Below are 15,354 nucleotides of genomic sequence, written 5' to 3'. Positions count from 1 at the left end.
AGCTCTCTCATGCCAACAGCCTTGGGGGCGATGGTTGTGGAAACTCGAGCGTGTCACCGGGCCGGCTGACATAGGCCGCCCAATCGGTCATGAGCGCGCGCCGCTTTTCCAGCTTCTGGCCCCGCTGATAGGCGGCCGTGGTCTCGTCCTTGTATTTGTGCGCCAGCGCCGCTTCGCGCACACCGTCCGGATAGTCGGTGCATTCCTCTGCCCAGGTCGCGAACGTCGCGCGGAAGCCGTGAACCGTGACGTGGCCGTAGCCCAGCCGGTCGAGCACGGCGAGCATGGTATTTTCCGAGAATTCCTGACCGTCGGCATTTGCGAAGATCAACTCGTCTTGAGCGCCCCGGCTCATCTCGTCGAGAATGTCGAGTGCCGGCTTTGACAGCGGGACGTTGTGATCCTCGTCCATCTTCATGCGCTCGCCCGGGATCTTCCATATCGCTCCGGTCGGGTACGATCGATCGATTTCGGTCCACCGGGCGCCGACAACCTCGTTTGTCCGGGCCACCGTCAGAATCAGGAATCGGAGCGCTACAGCGGCGCGGCCCTCGGCGCCGGTCAGGTCGGCCATGAACTGCGAAGCCTCGGCATAGGGCAGGGCCGGGTGGTGGCGTATCACGCGCTTGGGCCTAGTCGGCAGCTTCTCTCGCAATTGTTTGGTGAGCTCGGCCGGGTTGCGAAAGTTGGGGTCATTGATGTCGACATTCTTCGCAATGATTGTTTCGATGCGGCCGCGGACTCGGTTCGCGGTCTCTCGCTTCGCTACCCAGATGGGCCTGAGCAGTTCGAAGATGTGGCTGGGCCTGATCTCGGTGATCGTCAGGGCGCCAATGGTCGGATAGGCGTAGGTCTTCAAGGAAGAGGGCCATTGGGCGCGGTGCTTTTTGCTCCACGCCGGCCACTTTTCATCGATGTACATTTCGGCACACTGCTGGAACGTCGGCGCCGCGGTTGCAGTCTCAACCGCTTTCGTTTCTTCCCGGGCTTCCCGTTTGGCCTGGACGATGTCGACGCCGGCGCGCACCTGCTGGCGCGCGGTGTCCCGCCTGATGCGCGCCTCCTTCAGTGACACGTCCTGCAGCGATCCCAGGCCGTGCCAGCGCTCCTTGCCGGCGATCCAGTAACGGTACGACCAGTTCCGCGACGTCGGTCCGGCGACGACGAGATAGAGGCCATCGCCGTCCGGGTATTTTCCGGACGTGATCTGGCGCTCGACTTCTAACGGTTTCAGCTTCCCAGCCATGTTCGTTCTCCATCAAAACCGTCCGCCGAACTCACGGTCCAAAACTACGGTCAGTGCTTTGATTATGGAGAACACCGGAGAACAACTTAGTACAGCGTTCCGGCGCAAGGCTCTGCTTTTGTTGGGGATTCCGAACAATGGCGAACAAGGGAGAACAGTATACTGGCGGAAGGGGTGGGATTCGAACCCACGGTACCCTTGCAGGCACGCCGGTTTTCAAGACCGGTTCCTTAAACCACTCGGACACCCTTCCAGCTCAGGAATTTCAATCGCTTAGCGCAGGACAAAACCGAACGCAATGTGAACATGGGGCCAAGTTGGGGCCAATCGATCATTTACCGAGAAATCCGGCAACCAGCGCATTGATGTCCGCAGATATCGAATCGTTGGCTGTTTTGTTTCGCTTCCGTTTTGCATAGTTGCGTAGAAGCACCGCTGGGTCATCGCCGAGTCGCTCGGCGACTACGTGGACCGGGACTTTCCGGTCCAGGAGTAACGTGCCGTGAGTGCCCCGAATATGGTGGAATGTGAAGCCTTCGAAACCGAGCCGCTTGGCCCGGCGGGCAAACTCTTTGCTGAAGTTCCGTGGGTTGCGCGGCGTGGTGAACGAAAACTTCTCGCCGGGCGCGGGCAGGGCAGGAAAGATCAGCGCGTCCTCCGGGAGCCCAATCAGCGACAGGTCGACGTCAACTCCGTCCGGAATGCCGGCGTAAATGCGAAGCTGCCTCTCTTTTTCTTCCAAGAGGATTGTAAGGCTGACGTCATCAAGCGCGATCGTGCGTAACCCCCGCTTCGTCTTCGGGAGCTTAACGCGGATGCCGAACTTTTTAGTCATCTCGAGCGCCCGCTCAACCCGAAGGGTCTTTTTTTCGACATCGAGGTCAGTCCAGCGGAAGGCGAGCAATTCGTTACGCCGGGCGCCAGTCGCGGCGTCCACGGCTACCGGCGCGTACATGGTAGCGGATGCCCTGAAGCCGGTGACCAAGGTCGCGAGATCGGCTTGCTCCAAGGCTTCGCCATGGTCTCCCTCGCAGCCGGAAGGCACCTGTTCAGCGCGCCGCATGGGGTTGGCTCTAAGCAGCCCTTTGCGTTCCGCCGTCGACAGGCAGGAGTTGAAGCATACGTGGACGTGATGCAACGTCATCGGCGCGATTAGGCGTTCTCCTTTCTCATCAAGAAGTGCGTCTAGTTCGTTGTAAAGCTTATCAATCTGCGTGGCGGCAAGCTTTTGCAGAGGGCGTGCGCCAAGAGTCGGTTTTATGTGCACGCGAAGCAGTTGTTCGTATCTCTCAAGAGTTGATTGACCGACTCGCTTCTTTTTCCGACCCGGCGCACCGGCATGGATCCACTGATCAATCCACTGTCCGACCGTCATCTTGGTCGGATCGACGTGATCGTCGGTGTCGCCAGATCTGATCAGAGCTCTCAATTCCTTTCGAGCATCAGTGAGCTTGCCGCGAACTGTTTTCGAGAATTTGCGGCCGCCAATGCGATACCGCAGCCGAAAAACATTTTCACCGCGTTGTTCAATTCCACCGTCACCATAGGACCTCTTGCTCATTTCAGCCGCCCCAAGTTGTTCTGGATTCGTTGAAGCATTTCTTCCCCAAGCATTTCGCGGACCAAGTCGTCATTCGGAATGGTCTGGTATTCGGGCTCGCGCCTGCCCAGGTTGCGCATTTCACCGCGACCATTCATCCGGCCCATGTCAGCGATGGCCTCTCGCAACTTGTCATGATCAGCGCCGAGCTTGGGAGGCGCTTCTTCTCCCTCAGGACGAAACAAGTTTAGCACTTCTGTCGCGGCTTCGACGGCGCGGGCGTAAGCATAAGGATCGCGGTGCCATTCCCTTTCGTTCTTGGTGTGGTCAGTTAGCAGAAGCACCGGCATTCCGGTCTTCATCATCGCCTTCGCGATCACGATGATCATCCCGAATAGGACCGAGTCACTTAGCACTGGGTCTAATTCTCTCCGCGGATCGAATGACTCGGCAAGCCGCCGATTCACCTCTTTGTTGAAGGTCAGGCCATTGCTTTCAGCAGCCGCCTCCAGCCGCGCTTTCATCTCAGGCGTCGTCCGGAAATTGGTTTGAATCTGCTTTTGCTTGGCCATTGATTGTCCCACCGCCATTCCCAGGAAAAAGTGTTACCTCTTTTTCTGGTGGACAGCAACGCATTTCGCGTTGACCCAGCTATTTAAATTACATTGCGGAGTATAGGTACCATGTAGTGACAAAACCCTAACACCTGAGGAGGGACGATCATAATGGAAAGCACCAGGAACACCCAAGAGGCCCGGCCGGATGTCCTAACTGTCGAAGAATGGGCGGCGAAGATGCGGATCAGCCGCAGCGCTGCGTATGACGCCGTGAAAAACGGCGACGTCGCGGTGATCAGAATTGGGCGACTGATCCGTATCCCAAATCGAGAGGTCGCTTGAACAATGGCCTCGATAGATACGGCGAAGCCCGCCACCGCATGTGCAGCGAACGGGCTCCATTCTGATCAGCTTGGCGGCCAGATCGAGAACGAAGATACCCGCAGCATCCAAGATATTCAAGCGTCTCGGCTAAGCCGCCAATTTGGCTTTGCCTTTGAAGTCTCCCTCGTGGTCGCGGGTTTAGCGTGGGGGATCGGTCGATGATGCAAGAAAGTAGTCCGCTCGATTTCAGCCCCATCGCCGAACTAAGGCCATCAATTGCAGACGCTGAATATTCGAACGCCGGTCAGTATCTCAGCGGTCTGGATGAAAATCAGGAATTGATTGTTCTGGCTCAGGTTGGCCGGAGACTGTCGCAAGTCAAGGCCCTCGGTTTTCTTGGCAGTAAAGACGTGCGAGCTCATCTAATTGAGATCGCGGACTCACACGGCATTGTCGAACGCCACAGCATCGAAACTGTCAACAATGTACTGACAGGCGCGATTAACGCCGGTCTTGCGAATCCAACCGAGGGGCAATCGAAGCGATCGCAAGATGGTCCAATTCCGTTGATCGCCGAACTGGGTGAACCGGCGCCTTTCCCCATCGATGCTCTTGGGCAGGATCTCGCAAGCGCCGCTGAAGCGATAGCGTCAAAGGTGCAGACATCACGTCCCATTGCGGCGCAGTCGGTACTGGCGGCGGCATCGCTTGTTGCTCAACCCCATGCGGACATTCAAATGCCGTTCGGGCAGAGCCGGCCACTCTCGCTGTTTCTGATCACTATCGCGTCTTCGGGCGATCGGAAGAGTTCGGCTGATAACGAAGCGTTGTGGCCAATCCGCAGGCGCGAAGCCGCGCTGGTCAATGATTACGATCAGGAACTGCCGGTCTGGAAAATCGATGTCTCGGCTTGGTCGTCTGAGAAAAAGAAGATCGAGGCAGACAAGAAGCTCACGTTCGATCAGCGGAAAGCGTCACTTGAACGTCTCGGCTCCGAACCACTACCGCCACTGCTTCCGATGCTCACTGCGCCCGATCCAACGATTGAGGGTCTGGTTAAGGCATGGCCGCAAGCGCCAGCCTCACTCGGCCTCTTCTCTGCAGAAGGTGGTCAATTCGTTGGGGGTTACGGTATGGGCCAGGATCATAAGCTGAAGACCGCCGCCGCCTTATCCGAACTGTGGGATGGACGCGAAACCCGGCGTTTGCGCGCTGGCGACGGATTGACGACGTTGCGCGGTCGACGTCTTAGCACTCACATCATGCTGCAGCCTGCCGCGGCGAACGCTTTCCTTTCGGATCCGGTGCTGCGTGATCAGGGTCTGTTGTCCCGCGCTCTGATTGCCGCGCCGACAAGCATTGCGGGCAGTCGTCTGTATCGCGCCTGTAAACCGGAGGACCAGGCAACGATCGCTTCGTATGGTGCGAATCTTTTGCGGTTGCTTGAACGGGGGTGGCCTCTCCAGGAGAGAACGCGCAATGAGCTGGTCCCGCGCGTGCTCAGCATTGGTGCCGCTGCTGAAAAAGTCTGGCGCGAATTTCACGACCACATTGAGGGGCAATCCGGAAAGCATGGGGAATTAGCCGTTGTCCGCGACTTTGCTGGGAAGGCAGCGGAACACGCGGCACGCATCGCCGGAGTGTTGACGATCTTACGCGATGTAGATGCAGTCGAGGTGGAAGTGACTGAAATGTCGAATGCCACCCGCTTGGTCGATTGGTATCTTGGCGAAACGCTGCGGCTAGCCGCAGCGTCAATGACCAGCCCGGCGATCGCCGCCGCAAAACGTTTGCTGGATTGGTTGCATTCCCGCTCTGCTTCGACGGTGGCCTTGCGGGACATCATTCGCCTGGGGCCGGCAGAGAGTCGTAGCAAGGCGGCTGCAGAAGCTGGTCTTAAGATCTTGGTAGATCATGGATGGGTGACGGAAGGCAGCCTACGGCCACGTCTTTGGAACGTGGTCAGGACGGAGGGATGATGGCCTATCGTCACTTCACTCCTCCGACTGTTCCGGCCGTTACCCCTGCGACAGTTGCGACAACTGCGACACTTGCGGGGCAAACTGTCGCAAAGTCGCAAATGTCGCACGGGGTAGCCTCCGCTGCTAGCGAGCCAAGTGTCGCAAATGTCGCAAGCAATGATGACGCTGCCGAATTCGAGGAACGCGCTGCGCTAGTCCAATATGGCGCGGAGGTACCTCGCTCATGGGCAGAAGGGTTTGGGCGCCTAGATCTTGCAAGCCCCCCGAGAGGCTTCAGCAAAGACCGCTGGCGCGGCCTGATCAATGACGCGGGAGTATTTCTAGATAATTGGGCAAACGAGGCCGCGGCTTGTGGCTGGAGCGTCTCGGACGTGTTTGGCGTCGACGCGGCGGCGCCGGCCGCGCGGTTCGATCGCATGGGTCTGGTGCCGCCAATCAGCGGTGGGGCAGTAGTTGCAATAGACGTGAACTGCGCAACCATCAGAACCGCGACGGGCGGAATCCTGCGCTACCGCCGGACGGCGCTCCGCAACGCGGTGCCGGTCTGGCAGCTATCGAGGCCGCGCGCATGAGTGAGGTAGATCCACCAAAACTTAAAGTGCGGCCCCGGCCGAAAACCGGCGCCGAGCGCGCTAGGTCATGGCAATGCGCTGCTGGGTCGCGGCCTGACGTCAATGGAGAAGAATTTCGGAACTCGATGCTGCGATATGCGAGCGACCTCGAGGAGTGGCGCTGGAATTCATTGATTCGACTTGCGCGACTCGTCCAGCCGGCAATGGTCGGCCACGCAACGGCGAGTTTGTATTGAAGGTTTGATGCCGGGGGGGCGGGTTGGTCTTGGAAGGTGAGCTTTGGGTTTCCACCACAGGGGCTGGCACGCAGAGATTTTTTCGCCCCGGGGAGATCCTCAATCACCTATTCAAAGGGGTGAAATGTACAGGAAACCACCGATCTACTGGCACTTCTCGTAGTTTCAAATCATACGGAAAGGTGGAAAAGCAGTGACGAAATCAAAAGGCACGGGCCGCGGTGGCTTTAGGAAGGGTGCAGGCCGCAAGCCGCGGGCCGCTAGTGCTAATTGGGATGAGATTGGCAAGGCTTACTTCGCCGGGACGAACCAGCCCCTCGAGGAGATCCTTGGCGCTTTTGGCGTGAACTATGGCGATTTGCTCGCCCATGCAACGCGGAGCCACTGGCTGCTTCAGCGACCGTCAAAACCGCATCCGGACGACTTGGGGAGCTTGGCTAGCGCACTGGCAATGGAAATGTATTCAGTCCAAGGGGTGGCAAATCGAGCTCCGCGGTTTGTTTCGGCAATGGCCGCCCTTGGCGCGCGGGATGTCGACATTGCTGAGGCCTTGGGAATCGGGCTACCGGCTTTGAAAGCAGAATTCGGAAGCGAGCTTACAGCAGGCCTGCCAGCAAACTTGCGGAGGATCAGGTGATCGCGGGGGTGGCCCGCAGGCCTGCGGGAGCTCGGCGGCCCTGTCCCTAGGTGCCGATCAACCGCAGCTATTGAGGCTGCCCAGAAGATCGCCTTGGAGTGGGGTCCAAGAATTAGCCTTGTAACGGCGATAGGAACACTAGTTCTCCCAACTGGTTTGTTTCTCAATGAAACCCTCAGGGAGGAAGCCATGGGCTTTTTTACCAAAGACATTAAAACCCTCGACGATCTCTTCGTCCATACTCTGCGCGATATCTATTACGCAGAGCAGCAGATCGCGAAAAGTCTTCCGGACATGATCGAGAAGGCGACTGACCAAACCCTCAGGAACGGCTTTGAGACCCATCTTGCCCAGACCGAGGAACAGATTGTCCGCCTCGAGAAAGTATTCCAAATGCACGGTGTCGAAGCCACGGGCGTCGATTGCCCCGCCATCGACGGCATCCTGGACGAAGCCAGCGAGGTTGCCGGCGACGTGGACGACAAGAGCGTGCTCGACGCGGCCCTGATTGCTGCAGCCCAAGCAGTCGAGCACTACGAAATCACACGTTACGGAACGTTAATCGCATGGGCGAATATGCTTGGCCGCAGTGACTGCGCGTTACTGCTGCAGCAAAATCTCGATGAGGAAAAGGCGGCTGACAGCAAGCTGAACGCGATGGCACTCAAGAGTGTGAACCGCAAGGCGGCGTAATTTTTAATGAAGCGCAGGAGTGTAGGGCTGTCAGATTCCAGTGGCAGCCCTCTCTCTTACATGAGGTCGCGTGAACGCTGCAAACCATCCCGGTGATTCATCCTATGAGCGTCGTAGCTTCTTTTTTGGGGCTAATTACCTAGCGTTCGCGGGAACGTTCCAGTGGGAAGGGAGCCGGGCTAGCCGTTGGCTGGTTGGTTCGTGTGCTTATCCCGGCAGATAAAGAAGCATTGCAGCAGCCGTTACGCCGCACACAACTATCTTTATTGTGATGCCGATGATCAGACCGGTGTTTTGCATCGACGCTTCCCCTTACACCTAGCAGCAGCGTCCAATGATGCTTGCTAAAAGAGCGCCCTTGTAAAAATTTGGAACCTCTTTGGTCAATAGTGCGTTCAGGGAATAAATATGTAGGAGATTTCCTATGACAGGAATCATATCGTCCCTTGGGACAGCAACCATCCTGTTTTCGATCGCGATAGCCAGCGCTCAGGCGAAAGACAAGCCCAGCCAGGCCTTCCTCAAGAAGGCAATCGAGGGCAATTTCGCTGAAGTTAGCATGGGAGACCTTGCACAAAAGAATGGTCAAAGCGATGACGTCAAAGCGTATGGCAAGATGCTTTCTGCAGACCACGCCGCCGCCAATCAGAAGGCTTTGGACGCTGCCAAGGGCGTGGGGGTAAACCCACCAACCGGCCCGAATGCGAAGCAAAATGCCGACTATGACAAGATGTCTAGAATGTCCGGTTCAGCTTTTGACAAAATGTTCGCTACCCACATGGTGGCCGATCATCAGAAAGATATCGCCGAATACATGAAGGCGTCTAAGCTCAAGGATGCAGCCGGCGAATATGCCTCAGGTCAAATCGATACGTTACGGAAACACCTCGATGGCGCAAAATCGTTGCAGGTCGGTAAGTAATAATTGCCGCCGGTAGGCTCCCAGAAGGCCGTCTGCACCTAAGTAATGTCTTACCGGTGCTTGAAATCTCTCAGATGGAGGGTCTTCTTATGAGCAAGGTACTCAGGCTAATAGCCGCGGCGGCTTTAAATAATGACAAGCTGGGAGAACAGGGCGAAGGAAGCCGCTGCCGTTACCGAGAGAAGTGCAGGGGCCCCCGATGACCCGCCGAAGAGTGCTAGTAATGTTTACCGGCTTGGTCATTGCTATGTTGTATGGAATCTTTGCATTGAACGAAAATCTTTGGATGGAGGCCAAAAATGGGCCGCCATCAACAATCGGTAGATCCGGAGACTTTAAGTCGCCGGGCGGAACTACAGAAGCAAGTGAGCGAAGCCGTATCTAGATGCGTTTTGGCAATACGCTGAAATTGTTTTAATTTGCTCAGTGGACGCCTGGTCCACAATCACGTCGGATCCTGCGCCTAACCGTGGGCGCTTTTAACATCCCTTGCAGATACTTTTCACCTTTGCATCGACCTTGGCGTTCTCTTGGCTAATTACCGCGTCAGCGGGAGTGGATGGGCCGCCTGGCGTTACCGTACCATCGATGCGGCCAGTGCTTGTGCCGCCAGCTCTGTTACCTGCCGTTCCTGTTGTAACAGAACCGCGAGGTGCAGAGTTTCTCCCGCCAGCATTTCCAGGCGAACCACCAGAATTGGCGGTCCCCACCGTATTCGTGCCCGGTGCATTCGGAGCTGCAGCAGAATTGGCCGCCCCACTGGGGTCGTTCAACGAATTGTTGAGGCCCGCAGGATTGCCGGGCCCGTTCGGGGCACCGCTGATGGCCGAGTTACCGGCTCCAGCGGAGCCTGCGCTAGGGGCTGCAGTTCCGGGACTGGTCCCTACAGACCCTCCCGAAGCGCCGCCGGCAGACGCGCCGCTTGACGAACTGCCCCCAGCGGACGCTCCGCCCGAGCTTCCACCACCGCCTCCGCCTCCACCACCTTGAGCAAATGAGGCAATGGGCGAAAGCACAAGAGCTGTGATGAGCAATTTGACAGGGAGGCGTATCGACATAATCAATCTCCTTCTCCGCACGACAATCAATTGAGCGATGGGTTGTTCCTATTTCCCGAAGGGGTCAGCCCCGGACGCATCCTAGAGGTGCTAGACGTCACCGCAGCGGATTTCGTGAGCGCCGATACGAGCGGCGAGCCACTGGCTGTTCAAGGGCCGTCGGAACGAACTCCGCTATGACGACTAAAGAAATTTTAACTGGGAGGAGGGGTCCATGAAAGAAATAGTACTGGCGGCAGCACTTTCCTTTTTGGCAAGACCTTCATTGGCGTTGGCTCAGACCGGCGGACCAATGATGGGAAAAGACACCAGCAAAACCGGCACCCAACGCAGGTGCCAGTGTGCCGACCACAGTTGACCCAAAGGCCAAGAAACCAGCCCTCCTGCCAGGCGCTGATGTCAGCAAACCAGGCGCATCGCCGCCCAACGCAGAGCGAGTGTGCGTCGCGGCTGAGGCTAAGAAAAGGAAGTAAGACAACATCAGCTTGTGCGGGCGGTCTGAACTGGGTGCAGAATCCTGGGTGTTCCGCGCCTATGCCGGAATAAGCTCTCCGCGCACCCAGGAAGCCGCGCTCCGCGAGCGCGTAGCCACCTGGATCGCGACCGTGATCGCCGCCGTCGCCAAAAGTGCCAGCGTCAAAACGCGTCGGGAACAATAAGAATGTCCCCGAGTTCGGCACAGGAAGGAGTCAAGGTCATGCAACAGACGGCCGATCGATCGCTCCGAGAGCTACAGCGCGAGACCGAGCAGACGCGCGCAGGTCTGACCCAAACGGTCGATCAGCTCAAGGCGAGCGTAACCGACACCGCGAGCGAAATTCGCCAGCGCATCAGTCCCGAAAGCATCAAGGCGGAAGTCAGGAGCTACGTCCGCTCCAAAGGCGAAAGCATGTTGGAGGACATAACGGCGGCCGCGCGCCGCAACCCGATGCAGGCGGTGGCCGTGGGCGCAAGCCTCGCCTATCCGCTTTTCAGGTTCGCAAGGGCTATTCCCTTGCCCGTGCTGATGGTCGGCGCGGGAATCTTTTTTGCCGGCACAAAGAGCGGCCAATCGATCACCCAAAAAGCCTCCGACATGGCCTCCGATCTCTCGGACGAACTCGGCCGGCGTGGCCAGGATATGTCGGCACAGGTTGGAGAGGCTATCAGCTCGGCAACGGGTGCGGTTTCGGATGCCGCCGGACGCGTTAGCGACGTGCCGTCCGCGGGCGCGGACCAGGTTCGCCGCACCGCAACGTCCTCGACGCCAGAGCTCAGTCTGGCAGACCGGCTAAGGGACTCGGCCGCCTCGGCAGGCGACGCGATCAACACGCGTGTTTCCGATATGAAAGACAGTGCGTCTGAAGTGGCTGGTTCCGCGATGGATTCGTCGCGTGATATCGCCGTTGGTGCAGCCGCCGCCACGCGAAGCGCCGCCTCGTCGGCGGCGAATGCGGGGCTGGAAGCGGCCCGGGATGTTCGGGACAGGGCAGCGGATTATTCCAATCGCGCCGGAAAGACCATGTTGGATACGATCCAGCAGAATCCACTTCTGGTCGCCGGCGTCGGCCTGTTGGTCGGAGGTCTGATTGCGAGTGCGCTTCCCAAGAGTGAGTTGGAGGAATATCTCGTCGGAGACGCAGCCGCGGCCGCCCGAAGGCGGGCGAGCGAGGCGGCTTCCAAAGGCTTCGATGCTGCCAAGGGCTTAGCGGGCGAAATTTTTGAAAACGTGGCGCGGCAGGCCGGCGCGGAAGGCCTGACCCCGGACAAGCTGGACGAGTCGGCAAGCGAGATCCTGCAACGCGTCAGGCGCGTGGCGGAAAGCGCTGTCACGACGGCGTTCGATCCGGACAAGACACCCCATTCACATCCCGGCGGAGGAAACTGACATGGCTGACCTCATTGGAACTGCACATCAAGGCACGGCGTCTTCCGGCCAGGACTCCGCAAGAGCGAAGTTTGACGACGCGGTTGCGTCAACGAAAAGTTTGAGCGAGCAGGCCATGTCGGCGGGCCGAGACCTCACCGACAAGGCGAAGGATCTTGCTGAAAGCTCGACCGACGCCATCAAGGGCCAAGCCTCCGATCTCGTCGATGCGGCCAAGGATGTTGCATCTCAGGCTACTGACAAGCTCAAGGACGCGGTCAACAGTCAAAAATCTTCCGGCGCGGAATACGTTGGCAACCTGGCGGATACAATGCGGCGCGCGGCACGGGAGTTCGATACGGATCTCCCGCTCGCGGGCACCTACATCCGGAAGGCGGCCTCCCAGATCGAGGGAGTTTCTGATCACATCCGCAACGGCAACCTGAACGACGTGGTCCGGAAAGCGCAATCCTTTGCGCGCCGTCAACCCACGGCCTTCCTTGGCTTGGCGGTCCTCGCGGGTTTTGGAGCCGTTCGGTTCCTCAAGAGCTCCTCCAGTGACGACGGCCCGAGTTCGCAAGTCCTGAGAACGGACAGCCGCTCCTCCGCAACAGACAACCGAGGGTACCGCGATGACTTCTCGAACTGATCGTTCGATCCCGGAACTGTTCAGCGATGCGGTCGGTCAGCTTGCAAAGCTGATCGGAAACGAATTTGTGCTGGCTCGCGCCGAACTGTCCGAAAAGGCCGGACAGGCCGGGAGAGCCGCCGCAATGATGGGTGCTGGGGCAGTCATCATGATTCCCGCGCTTGTCCTACTGTTGTTTGCCGCGGCGGCTGCCCTCATACAGGGCGGGCTTTCCGAGCCCATCGCATATCTCATCGCCGGTGGCAGCGCAGCGGTCTTATCGACCGCCCTCATCGTGGTGGGCCTTAACCGCCTCTCGGGCGATGCATTGAAGCCGACGGCAACGATTGAAGAAGTACAGCGTGACAAAGCGGCAGCGAGGGAGATGGTCCGATGACCGACATGACTGAAAAGGGCTCGGACTTTATCAAGGATCTTGGCAACGCAGCGCGCCGTAATCCGGTCTCCGCGGCACTCATCGGAATGGGACTGGTCTGGCTGTTCGCCGGCAAAGCGGGTGCACCTGGCGATATTCTTCAGAAGACCGGCCTGGATCGCCTGCCGGACGCGGCAAGGAATGCGATGAGCGCCACACAGGACCGCGTTGCATTCGCTGCCGGAACGCTCCGTGAGACGGGCAGCGATGGTATCGAAACCGCGACCCGCATGGCCTCGGAATACGCAAAGGCCCTGCCGGATTCAGCCGACGTTCTTGGCACGGTGCGGGGCAATCTGACCGATCTGTTAAAGGCACAGCCCCTGGCATTGGGCGCCATTGGATTGGCCATCGGCGCCGGCATCGCCGCAGCCTTGCCGAACACCGACATCGAAAAATCATACCTTGGCGAAACCAGCGAGACCCTGAAAAGCAAGGCTGCCGAAATCGCAGGCCAGCAGATCGAGAAGGCGGCCACGGTTGCGGCAACCGTCGTGGAAACCGCGGCAGACGAAGCGCGCAGGCAGGGCCTCACGATCGACGGCGCAAGGGGGGCGATGGACGACCTTTCAGGCAAGGTCAGCCGCGTGGTCGACGCGGCGGGAAAGAGCGCATCGCAGAGCGCAACATGAACTGCAAGTGCGATCGTAGCGAAACGAGGAGAGAAAATTGAACGGTTTGATTTATCTGGTTGGATTAGTCGTCGTCATCCTGGCCGTATTGTCATTCTTCGGGCTGCGCTGACATGGTAAAACAGATTGAACACGGCGCTGCTCCCATTAAGGTTCCCTCCAGGTATTTGAACTGGTCGCCCGCGATATTGGGTGCGCTGGTGGCAACCGCGCTGTCGTCGATTCTGTTGGCGTTCGGCGCGACGGTCGGGTTGGGGATTTCGTCGACTGCGCCGACGTGGCGGGACGCGTCGGCCGCACTTTGGATTTTGTCGGGACTCTATCTCATTATCCAGGCTGCACTGAGTTTCGGCGTGGGAGGTTACATTGCGGGGCGAACGAGTGTCGCTCCGGCCGCCTCGGATGTTGACGAAATCGAGCATCGCGACGGCCTACATGGCCTCGCTGCCTGGGCGCTTGCCGTCGTTCTCGGAGTGGGGCTCGTGGCCTTGCTTGGAAGCGCGTCCCTGGCGCGGTCCAACGGCAACATGTCCTCGGCAGACGCATACTGCTCATGATGCCCTCGGAAGGGAGCTTGATGGGTCTGCTGGGCATTGCACGTCCTCATGCCGTTTGCCCTACCCGAATAGATCACGTCGGATCCGGAAAATCGTTCCGCCCCAGGTGTATAAAATTGAACACTGGGTTCCATTGAGTCCCCCATCCGCGACCGAGAACCGGCACAGGCGTTCGCACGAAACGCACTCCGAGGACAGGGACCACCCCGACACCACCCGTACCCTTGCACCGAGCCACGAACAGGCCCGCCTGGGTGAACTTTCTCGATATGTATGTGAGCTGACGCACAGTGCTCGGTCGCGATAGGTCAGACAACGCGGTTTCCCGTGGATGGAGGGTTCAGCCATGACCGAATCTGCCAAGCGACGCGTAACAGTTGATGTGATAATCCCAGCGGTGGGAGCGGCAATCTTGATCGTTTCTGCCTTTGTGGGCGTGCTATAACTGAAGGGGCGGCTTTTCGCGTTCTCAGGCGAACAGTTCGGCCCCGGCCGGGGTGAACTTCACGAAGGTGCCGCTCTCGTGCAGCAACAGCCAACCCTTGTCGATTGCAAAGCGCAGCCCGGCGCCGTATTCCGCGGGCGAAGCGCCTTCCTTGTACAGCATCGGAGCGTTGATCTTCTCGATGTGGATGCGGCCATCCTGGATGGCTTCCGTCGCATTAGCAATCTCTAGGATCTTGCGCGCGGCCTTCTCTGGATCCGCATAAGGTCGTTCAGTCGAAAACTTCATCTCAGCATGCCCCATAGCCCCACGAATCCGCAGATGATTACCATGGCAATGATCGTGCGAGCCGATCCGATTCAAGTTTTCCGCTCCCTATTCAGGCGGGCTCAGGATGCGCCTCATTAACGTGCGCCGCGGCGCTCGCTACATCGATCGAGGAGCCGCAGAAACAGCGCGCCCGTCCGTTGGTCGATTGCGTCGGCAGAGCTAGGCCCCCCTCATGCATGCGGTACTTCCAAGCCGTCCAGGCGCGTTGGCGGCGATACTCGTTGAAATCAGCTTCCGTGCATTTCGGGAGGTAGTCTTTCCAGGCGACCTCGAAGCCCGCCCGCGCCTCATCGAAGCTCGCCGCATAGCCGGAGCGGTTATGCCCGCGGTGAGATGCTGGGTAGAAACCGACGTCCCATCGCCATTGCCTAGCTTTGACAGGCAAGCCCGATTGGACCGCGATCGTGCCGACCTGAACGTCACCACAAAAGACATGCCAACAGTCGGAGAGTTTGGGGTGAGGGCGGCGGGTGAGGGTGGGCATGGCCGATTGAAGCGCTGCAATGCCTCTAAGGGAAGCCGCTACGGATTGCGGTTTGCGAGTGCGATCAGGCACAACGAAAGAGGCCGCCCACGGACGGCGGCCTTATCTTTCTAGCTGCCGCTTCCTTTGGTCGCGCGTCACCAACACCAGCCCGACCAATCCAATGAGTAACGTCAGCAGCATTACTCTGGCGCTCTAAGACCGGGCGATGAAAGCCATTGCTTCACTT

The 15,354-nt window shown here is 58.6% G+C and carries 15 protein-coding genes and 1 tRNA gene; 10 read left to right on the top strand and 6 right to left on the bottom strand.

Annotated elements, in window-relative coordinates; all coding sequences use genetic code 11:
- Positions 1-7: 7 nt before the first annotated feature.
- The 4 genes from JQ609_RS19940 to JQ609_RS19925 all read right to left on the bottom strand — a co-directional run bounded on the left by JQ609_RS19940 (position 8) and on the right by JQ609_RS19925 (position 3,358).
- Positions 8-1,246 carry a phage integrase central domain-containing protein gene (locus JQ609_RS19940; RefSeq protein WP_212274652.1) on the bottom strand — a complete coding sequence of 413 codons (1,239 nt, stop codon included), beginning with the start codon at positions 1,244-1,246 and terminating at the stop codon, positions 8-10.
- A gap of 163 nt (positions 1,247-1,409) precedes the next feature.
- Positions 1,410-1,499, bottom strand: a tRNA-Ser gene (locus tag JQ609_RS19935).
- A gap of 78 nt (positions 1,500-1,577) precedes the next feature.
- Positions 1,578-2,807 carry a site-specific integrase gene (locus tag JQ609_RS19930; RefSeq protein ID WP_212274651.1) on the bottom strand — a complete coding sequence of 410 codons (1,230 nt, stop codon included), beginning with the start codon at positions 2,805-2,807 and terminating at the stop codon, positions 1,578-1,580.
- Positions 2,804-3,358: a hypothetical protein gene (locus JQ609_RS19925; RefSeq protein WP_212274650.1), complete on the bottom strand. Its 555-nt coding sequence runs from the start codon at positions 3,356-3,358 to the stop codon at positions 2,804-2,806. Before JQ609_RS19925 ends, JQ609_RS19930 begins: the two co-directional genes overlap by 4 nt.
- Positions 3,359-3,511: 153 nt before the next feature.
- On the opposite strand from JQ609_RS19925, the gene JQ609_RS35925 reads away from it, so the two are divergent.
- From JQ609_RS35925 to JQ609_RS19875, 10 genes are all read left to right on the top strand, one after another.
- Positions 3,512-3,685: an excisionase family DNA-binding protein gene (locus JQ609_RS35925; protein WP_212274649.1), complete on the top strand. Its 174-nt coding sequence runs from the start codon at positions 3,512-3,514 to the stop codon at positions 3,683-3,685.
- Positions 3,686-3,885: 200 nt separating this feature from the next.
- Positions 3,886-5,646 carry a YfjI family protein gene (locus tag JQ609_RS19915; protein ID WP_212274648.1) on the top strand — a complete coding sequence of 587 codons (1,761 nt, stop codon included), beginning with the start codon at positions 3,886-3,888 and terminating at the stop codon, positions 5,644-5,646.
- Between the two features lie 1,637 nt (positions 5,647-7,283).
- Positions 7,284-7,787, top strand: a complete 504-nt coding sequence (locus tag JQ609_RS19910; RefSeq protein WP_212274647.1) for a ferritin-like domain-containing protein — start codon at positions 7,284-7,286, stop codon at positions 7,785-7,787.
- A 424-nt stretch (positions 7,788-8,211) separates the two neighbouring features.
- The gene (locus tag JQ609_RS19905) at positions 8,212-8,709 is read left to right on the top strand and encodes a DUF4142 domain-containing protein (RefSeq protein ID WP_212274646.1); all 498 of its coding nucleotides are present in this window, start codon (positions 8,212-8,214) and stop codon (positions 8,707-8,709) included.
- Positions 8,710-9,981: 1,272 nt separating this feature from the next.
- Entirely contained in the window at positions 9,982-10,125 is a 144-nt protein-coding gene (locus tag JQ609_RS19900; protein ID WP_212274645.1) for a hypothetical protein, read from the top strand.
- A 339-nt stretch (positions 10,126-10,464) separates the two neighbouring features.
- Positions 10,465-11,634, top strand: a complete 1,170-nt coding sequence (locus tag JQ609_RS19895; protein WP_212274644.1) for a hypothetical protein — start codon at positions 10,465-10,467, stop codon at positions 11,632-11,634.
- A gap of 1 nt (position 11,635) precedes the next feature.
- Positions 11,636-12,262: a YtxH domain-containing protein gene (locus JQ609_RS19890; protein WP_212274643.1), complete on the top strand. Its 627-nt coding sequence runs from the start codon at positions 11,636-11,638 to the stop codon at positions 12,260-12,262.
- Positions 12,246-12,638, top strand: a complete 393-nt coding sequence (locus JQ609_RS19885) for a phage holin family protein (protein ID WP_212274642.1) — start codon at positions 12,246-12,248, stop codon at positions 12,636-12,638. The genes JQ609_RS19890 and JQ609_RS19885 overlap by 17 nt, the downstream gene beginning before the upstream one ends.
- Positions 12,635-13,309: a hypothetical protein gene (locus tag JQ609_RS19880; protein WP_212274641.1), complete on the top strand. Its 675-nt coding sequence runs from the start codon at positions 12,635-12,637 to the stop codon at positions 13,307-13,309. The genes JQ609_RS19885 and JQ609_RS19880 overlap by 4 nt, the downstream gene beginning before the upstream one ends.
- A 113-nt stretch (positions 13,310-13,422) precedes the next feature.
- The gene (locus tag JQ609_RS19875) at positions 13,423-13,866 is read left to right on the top strand and encodes a hypothetical protein (RefSeq protein ID WP_212274640.1); all 444 of its coding nucleotides are present in this window, start codon (positions 13,423-13,425) and stop codon (positions 13,864-13,866) included.
- Between the two features lie 469 nt (positions 13,867-14,335).
- Here the strand turns inward: JQ609_RS19875 and JQ609_RS19870 are convergent, their stop codons facing one another.
- Positions 14,336-14,674 carry a hypothetical protein gene (locus tag JQ609_RS19870; RefSeq protein ID WP_312014876.1) on the bottom strand — a complete coding sequence of 113 codons (339 nt, stop codon included), beginning with the start codon at positions 14,672-14,674 and terminating at the stop codon, positions 14,336-14,338.
- A 16-nt stretch (positions 14,675-14,690) separates the two neighbouring features.
- Entirely contained in the window at positions 14,691-15,125 is a 435-nt protein-coding gene (locus JQ609_RS19865) for a hypothetical protein (RefSeq protein ID WP_212274639.1), read from the bottom strand.
- Positions 15,126-15,354 lie beyond the last annotated feature (229 nt).

The sequence above is a fragment of the Bradyrhizobium sp. AUGA SZCCT0169 genome, from assembly GCF_018130085.1.
In the GTDB taxonomy this organism is placed as follows: Bacteria; Pseudomonadota; Alphaproteobacteria; order Rhizobiales; family Xanthobacteraceae; genus Bradyrhizobium.
This window is presented reverse-complemented; position numbering and strand designations above follow the sequence as displayed.

Coding starts and splice junctions, on each gene's coding strand:
- JQ609_RS35925 (WP_212274649.1), top strand. CDS start 3,512: ATGGAAAGCACCAGGAACACCCAAGAGGCCCGGCCGGATGTCCTAACT.
- JQ609_RS19915 (WP_212274648.1), top strand. CDS start 3,886: ATGATGCAAGAAAGTAGTCCGCTCGATTTCAGCCCCATCGCCGAACTA.
- JQ609_RS19925 (WP_212274650.1), bottom strand. CDS start 3,358: ATGGCCAAGCAAAAGCAGATTCAAACCAATTTCCGGACGACGCCTGAG.
- JQ609_RS19910 (WP_212274647.1), top strand. CDS start 7,284: ATGGGCTTTTTTACCAAAGACATTAAAACCCTCGACGATCTCTTCGTC.
- JQ609_RS19905 (WP_212274646.1), top strand. CDS start 8,212: ATGACAGGAATCATATCGTCCCTTGGGACAGCAACCATCCTGTTTTCG.
- JQ609_RS19875 (WP_212274640.1), top strand. CDS start 13,423: ATGGTAAAACAGATTGAACACGGCGCTGCTCCCATTAAGGTTCCCTCC.
- JQ609_RS19885 (WP_212274642.1), top strand. CDS start 12,246: ATGACTTCTCGAACTGATCGTTCGATCCCGGAACTGTTCAGCGATGCG.
- JQ609_RS19900 (WP_212274645.1), top strand. CDS start 9,982: ATGAAAGAAATAGTACTGGCGGCAGCACTTTCCTTTTTGGCAAGACCT.
- JQ609_RS19865 (WP_212274639.1), bottom strand. CDS start 15,125: ATGCCCACCCTCACCCGCCGCCCTCACCCCAAACTCTCCGACTGTTGG.
- JQ609_RS19895 (WP_212274644.1), top strand. CDS start 10,465: ATGCAACAGACGGCCGATCGATCGCTCCGAGAGCTACAGCGCGAGACC.
- JQ609_RS19890 (WP_212274643.1), top strand. CDS start 11,636: ATGGCTGACCTCATTGGAACTGCACATCAAGGCACGGCGTCTTCCGGC.
- JQ609_RS19940 (WP_212274652.1), bottom strand. CDS start 1,246: ATGGCTGGGAAGCTGAAACCGTTAGAAGTCGAGCGCCAGATCACGTCC.
- JQ609_RS19930 (WP_212274651.1), bottom strand. CDS start 2,807: ATGAGCAAGAGGTCCTATGGTGACGGTGGAATTGAACAACGCGGTGAA.
- JQ609_RS19880 (WP_212274641.1), top strand. CDS start 12,635: ATGACCGACATGACTGAAAAGGGCTCGGACTTTATCAAGGATCTTGGC.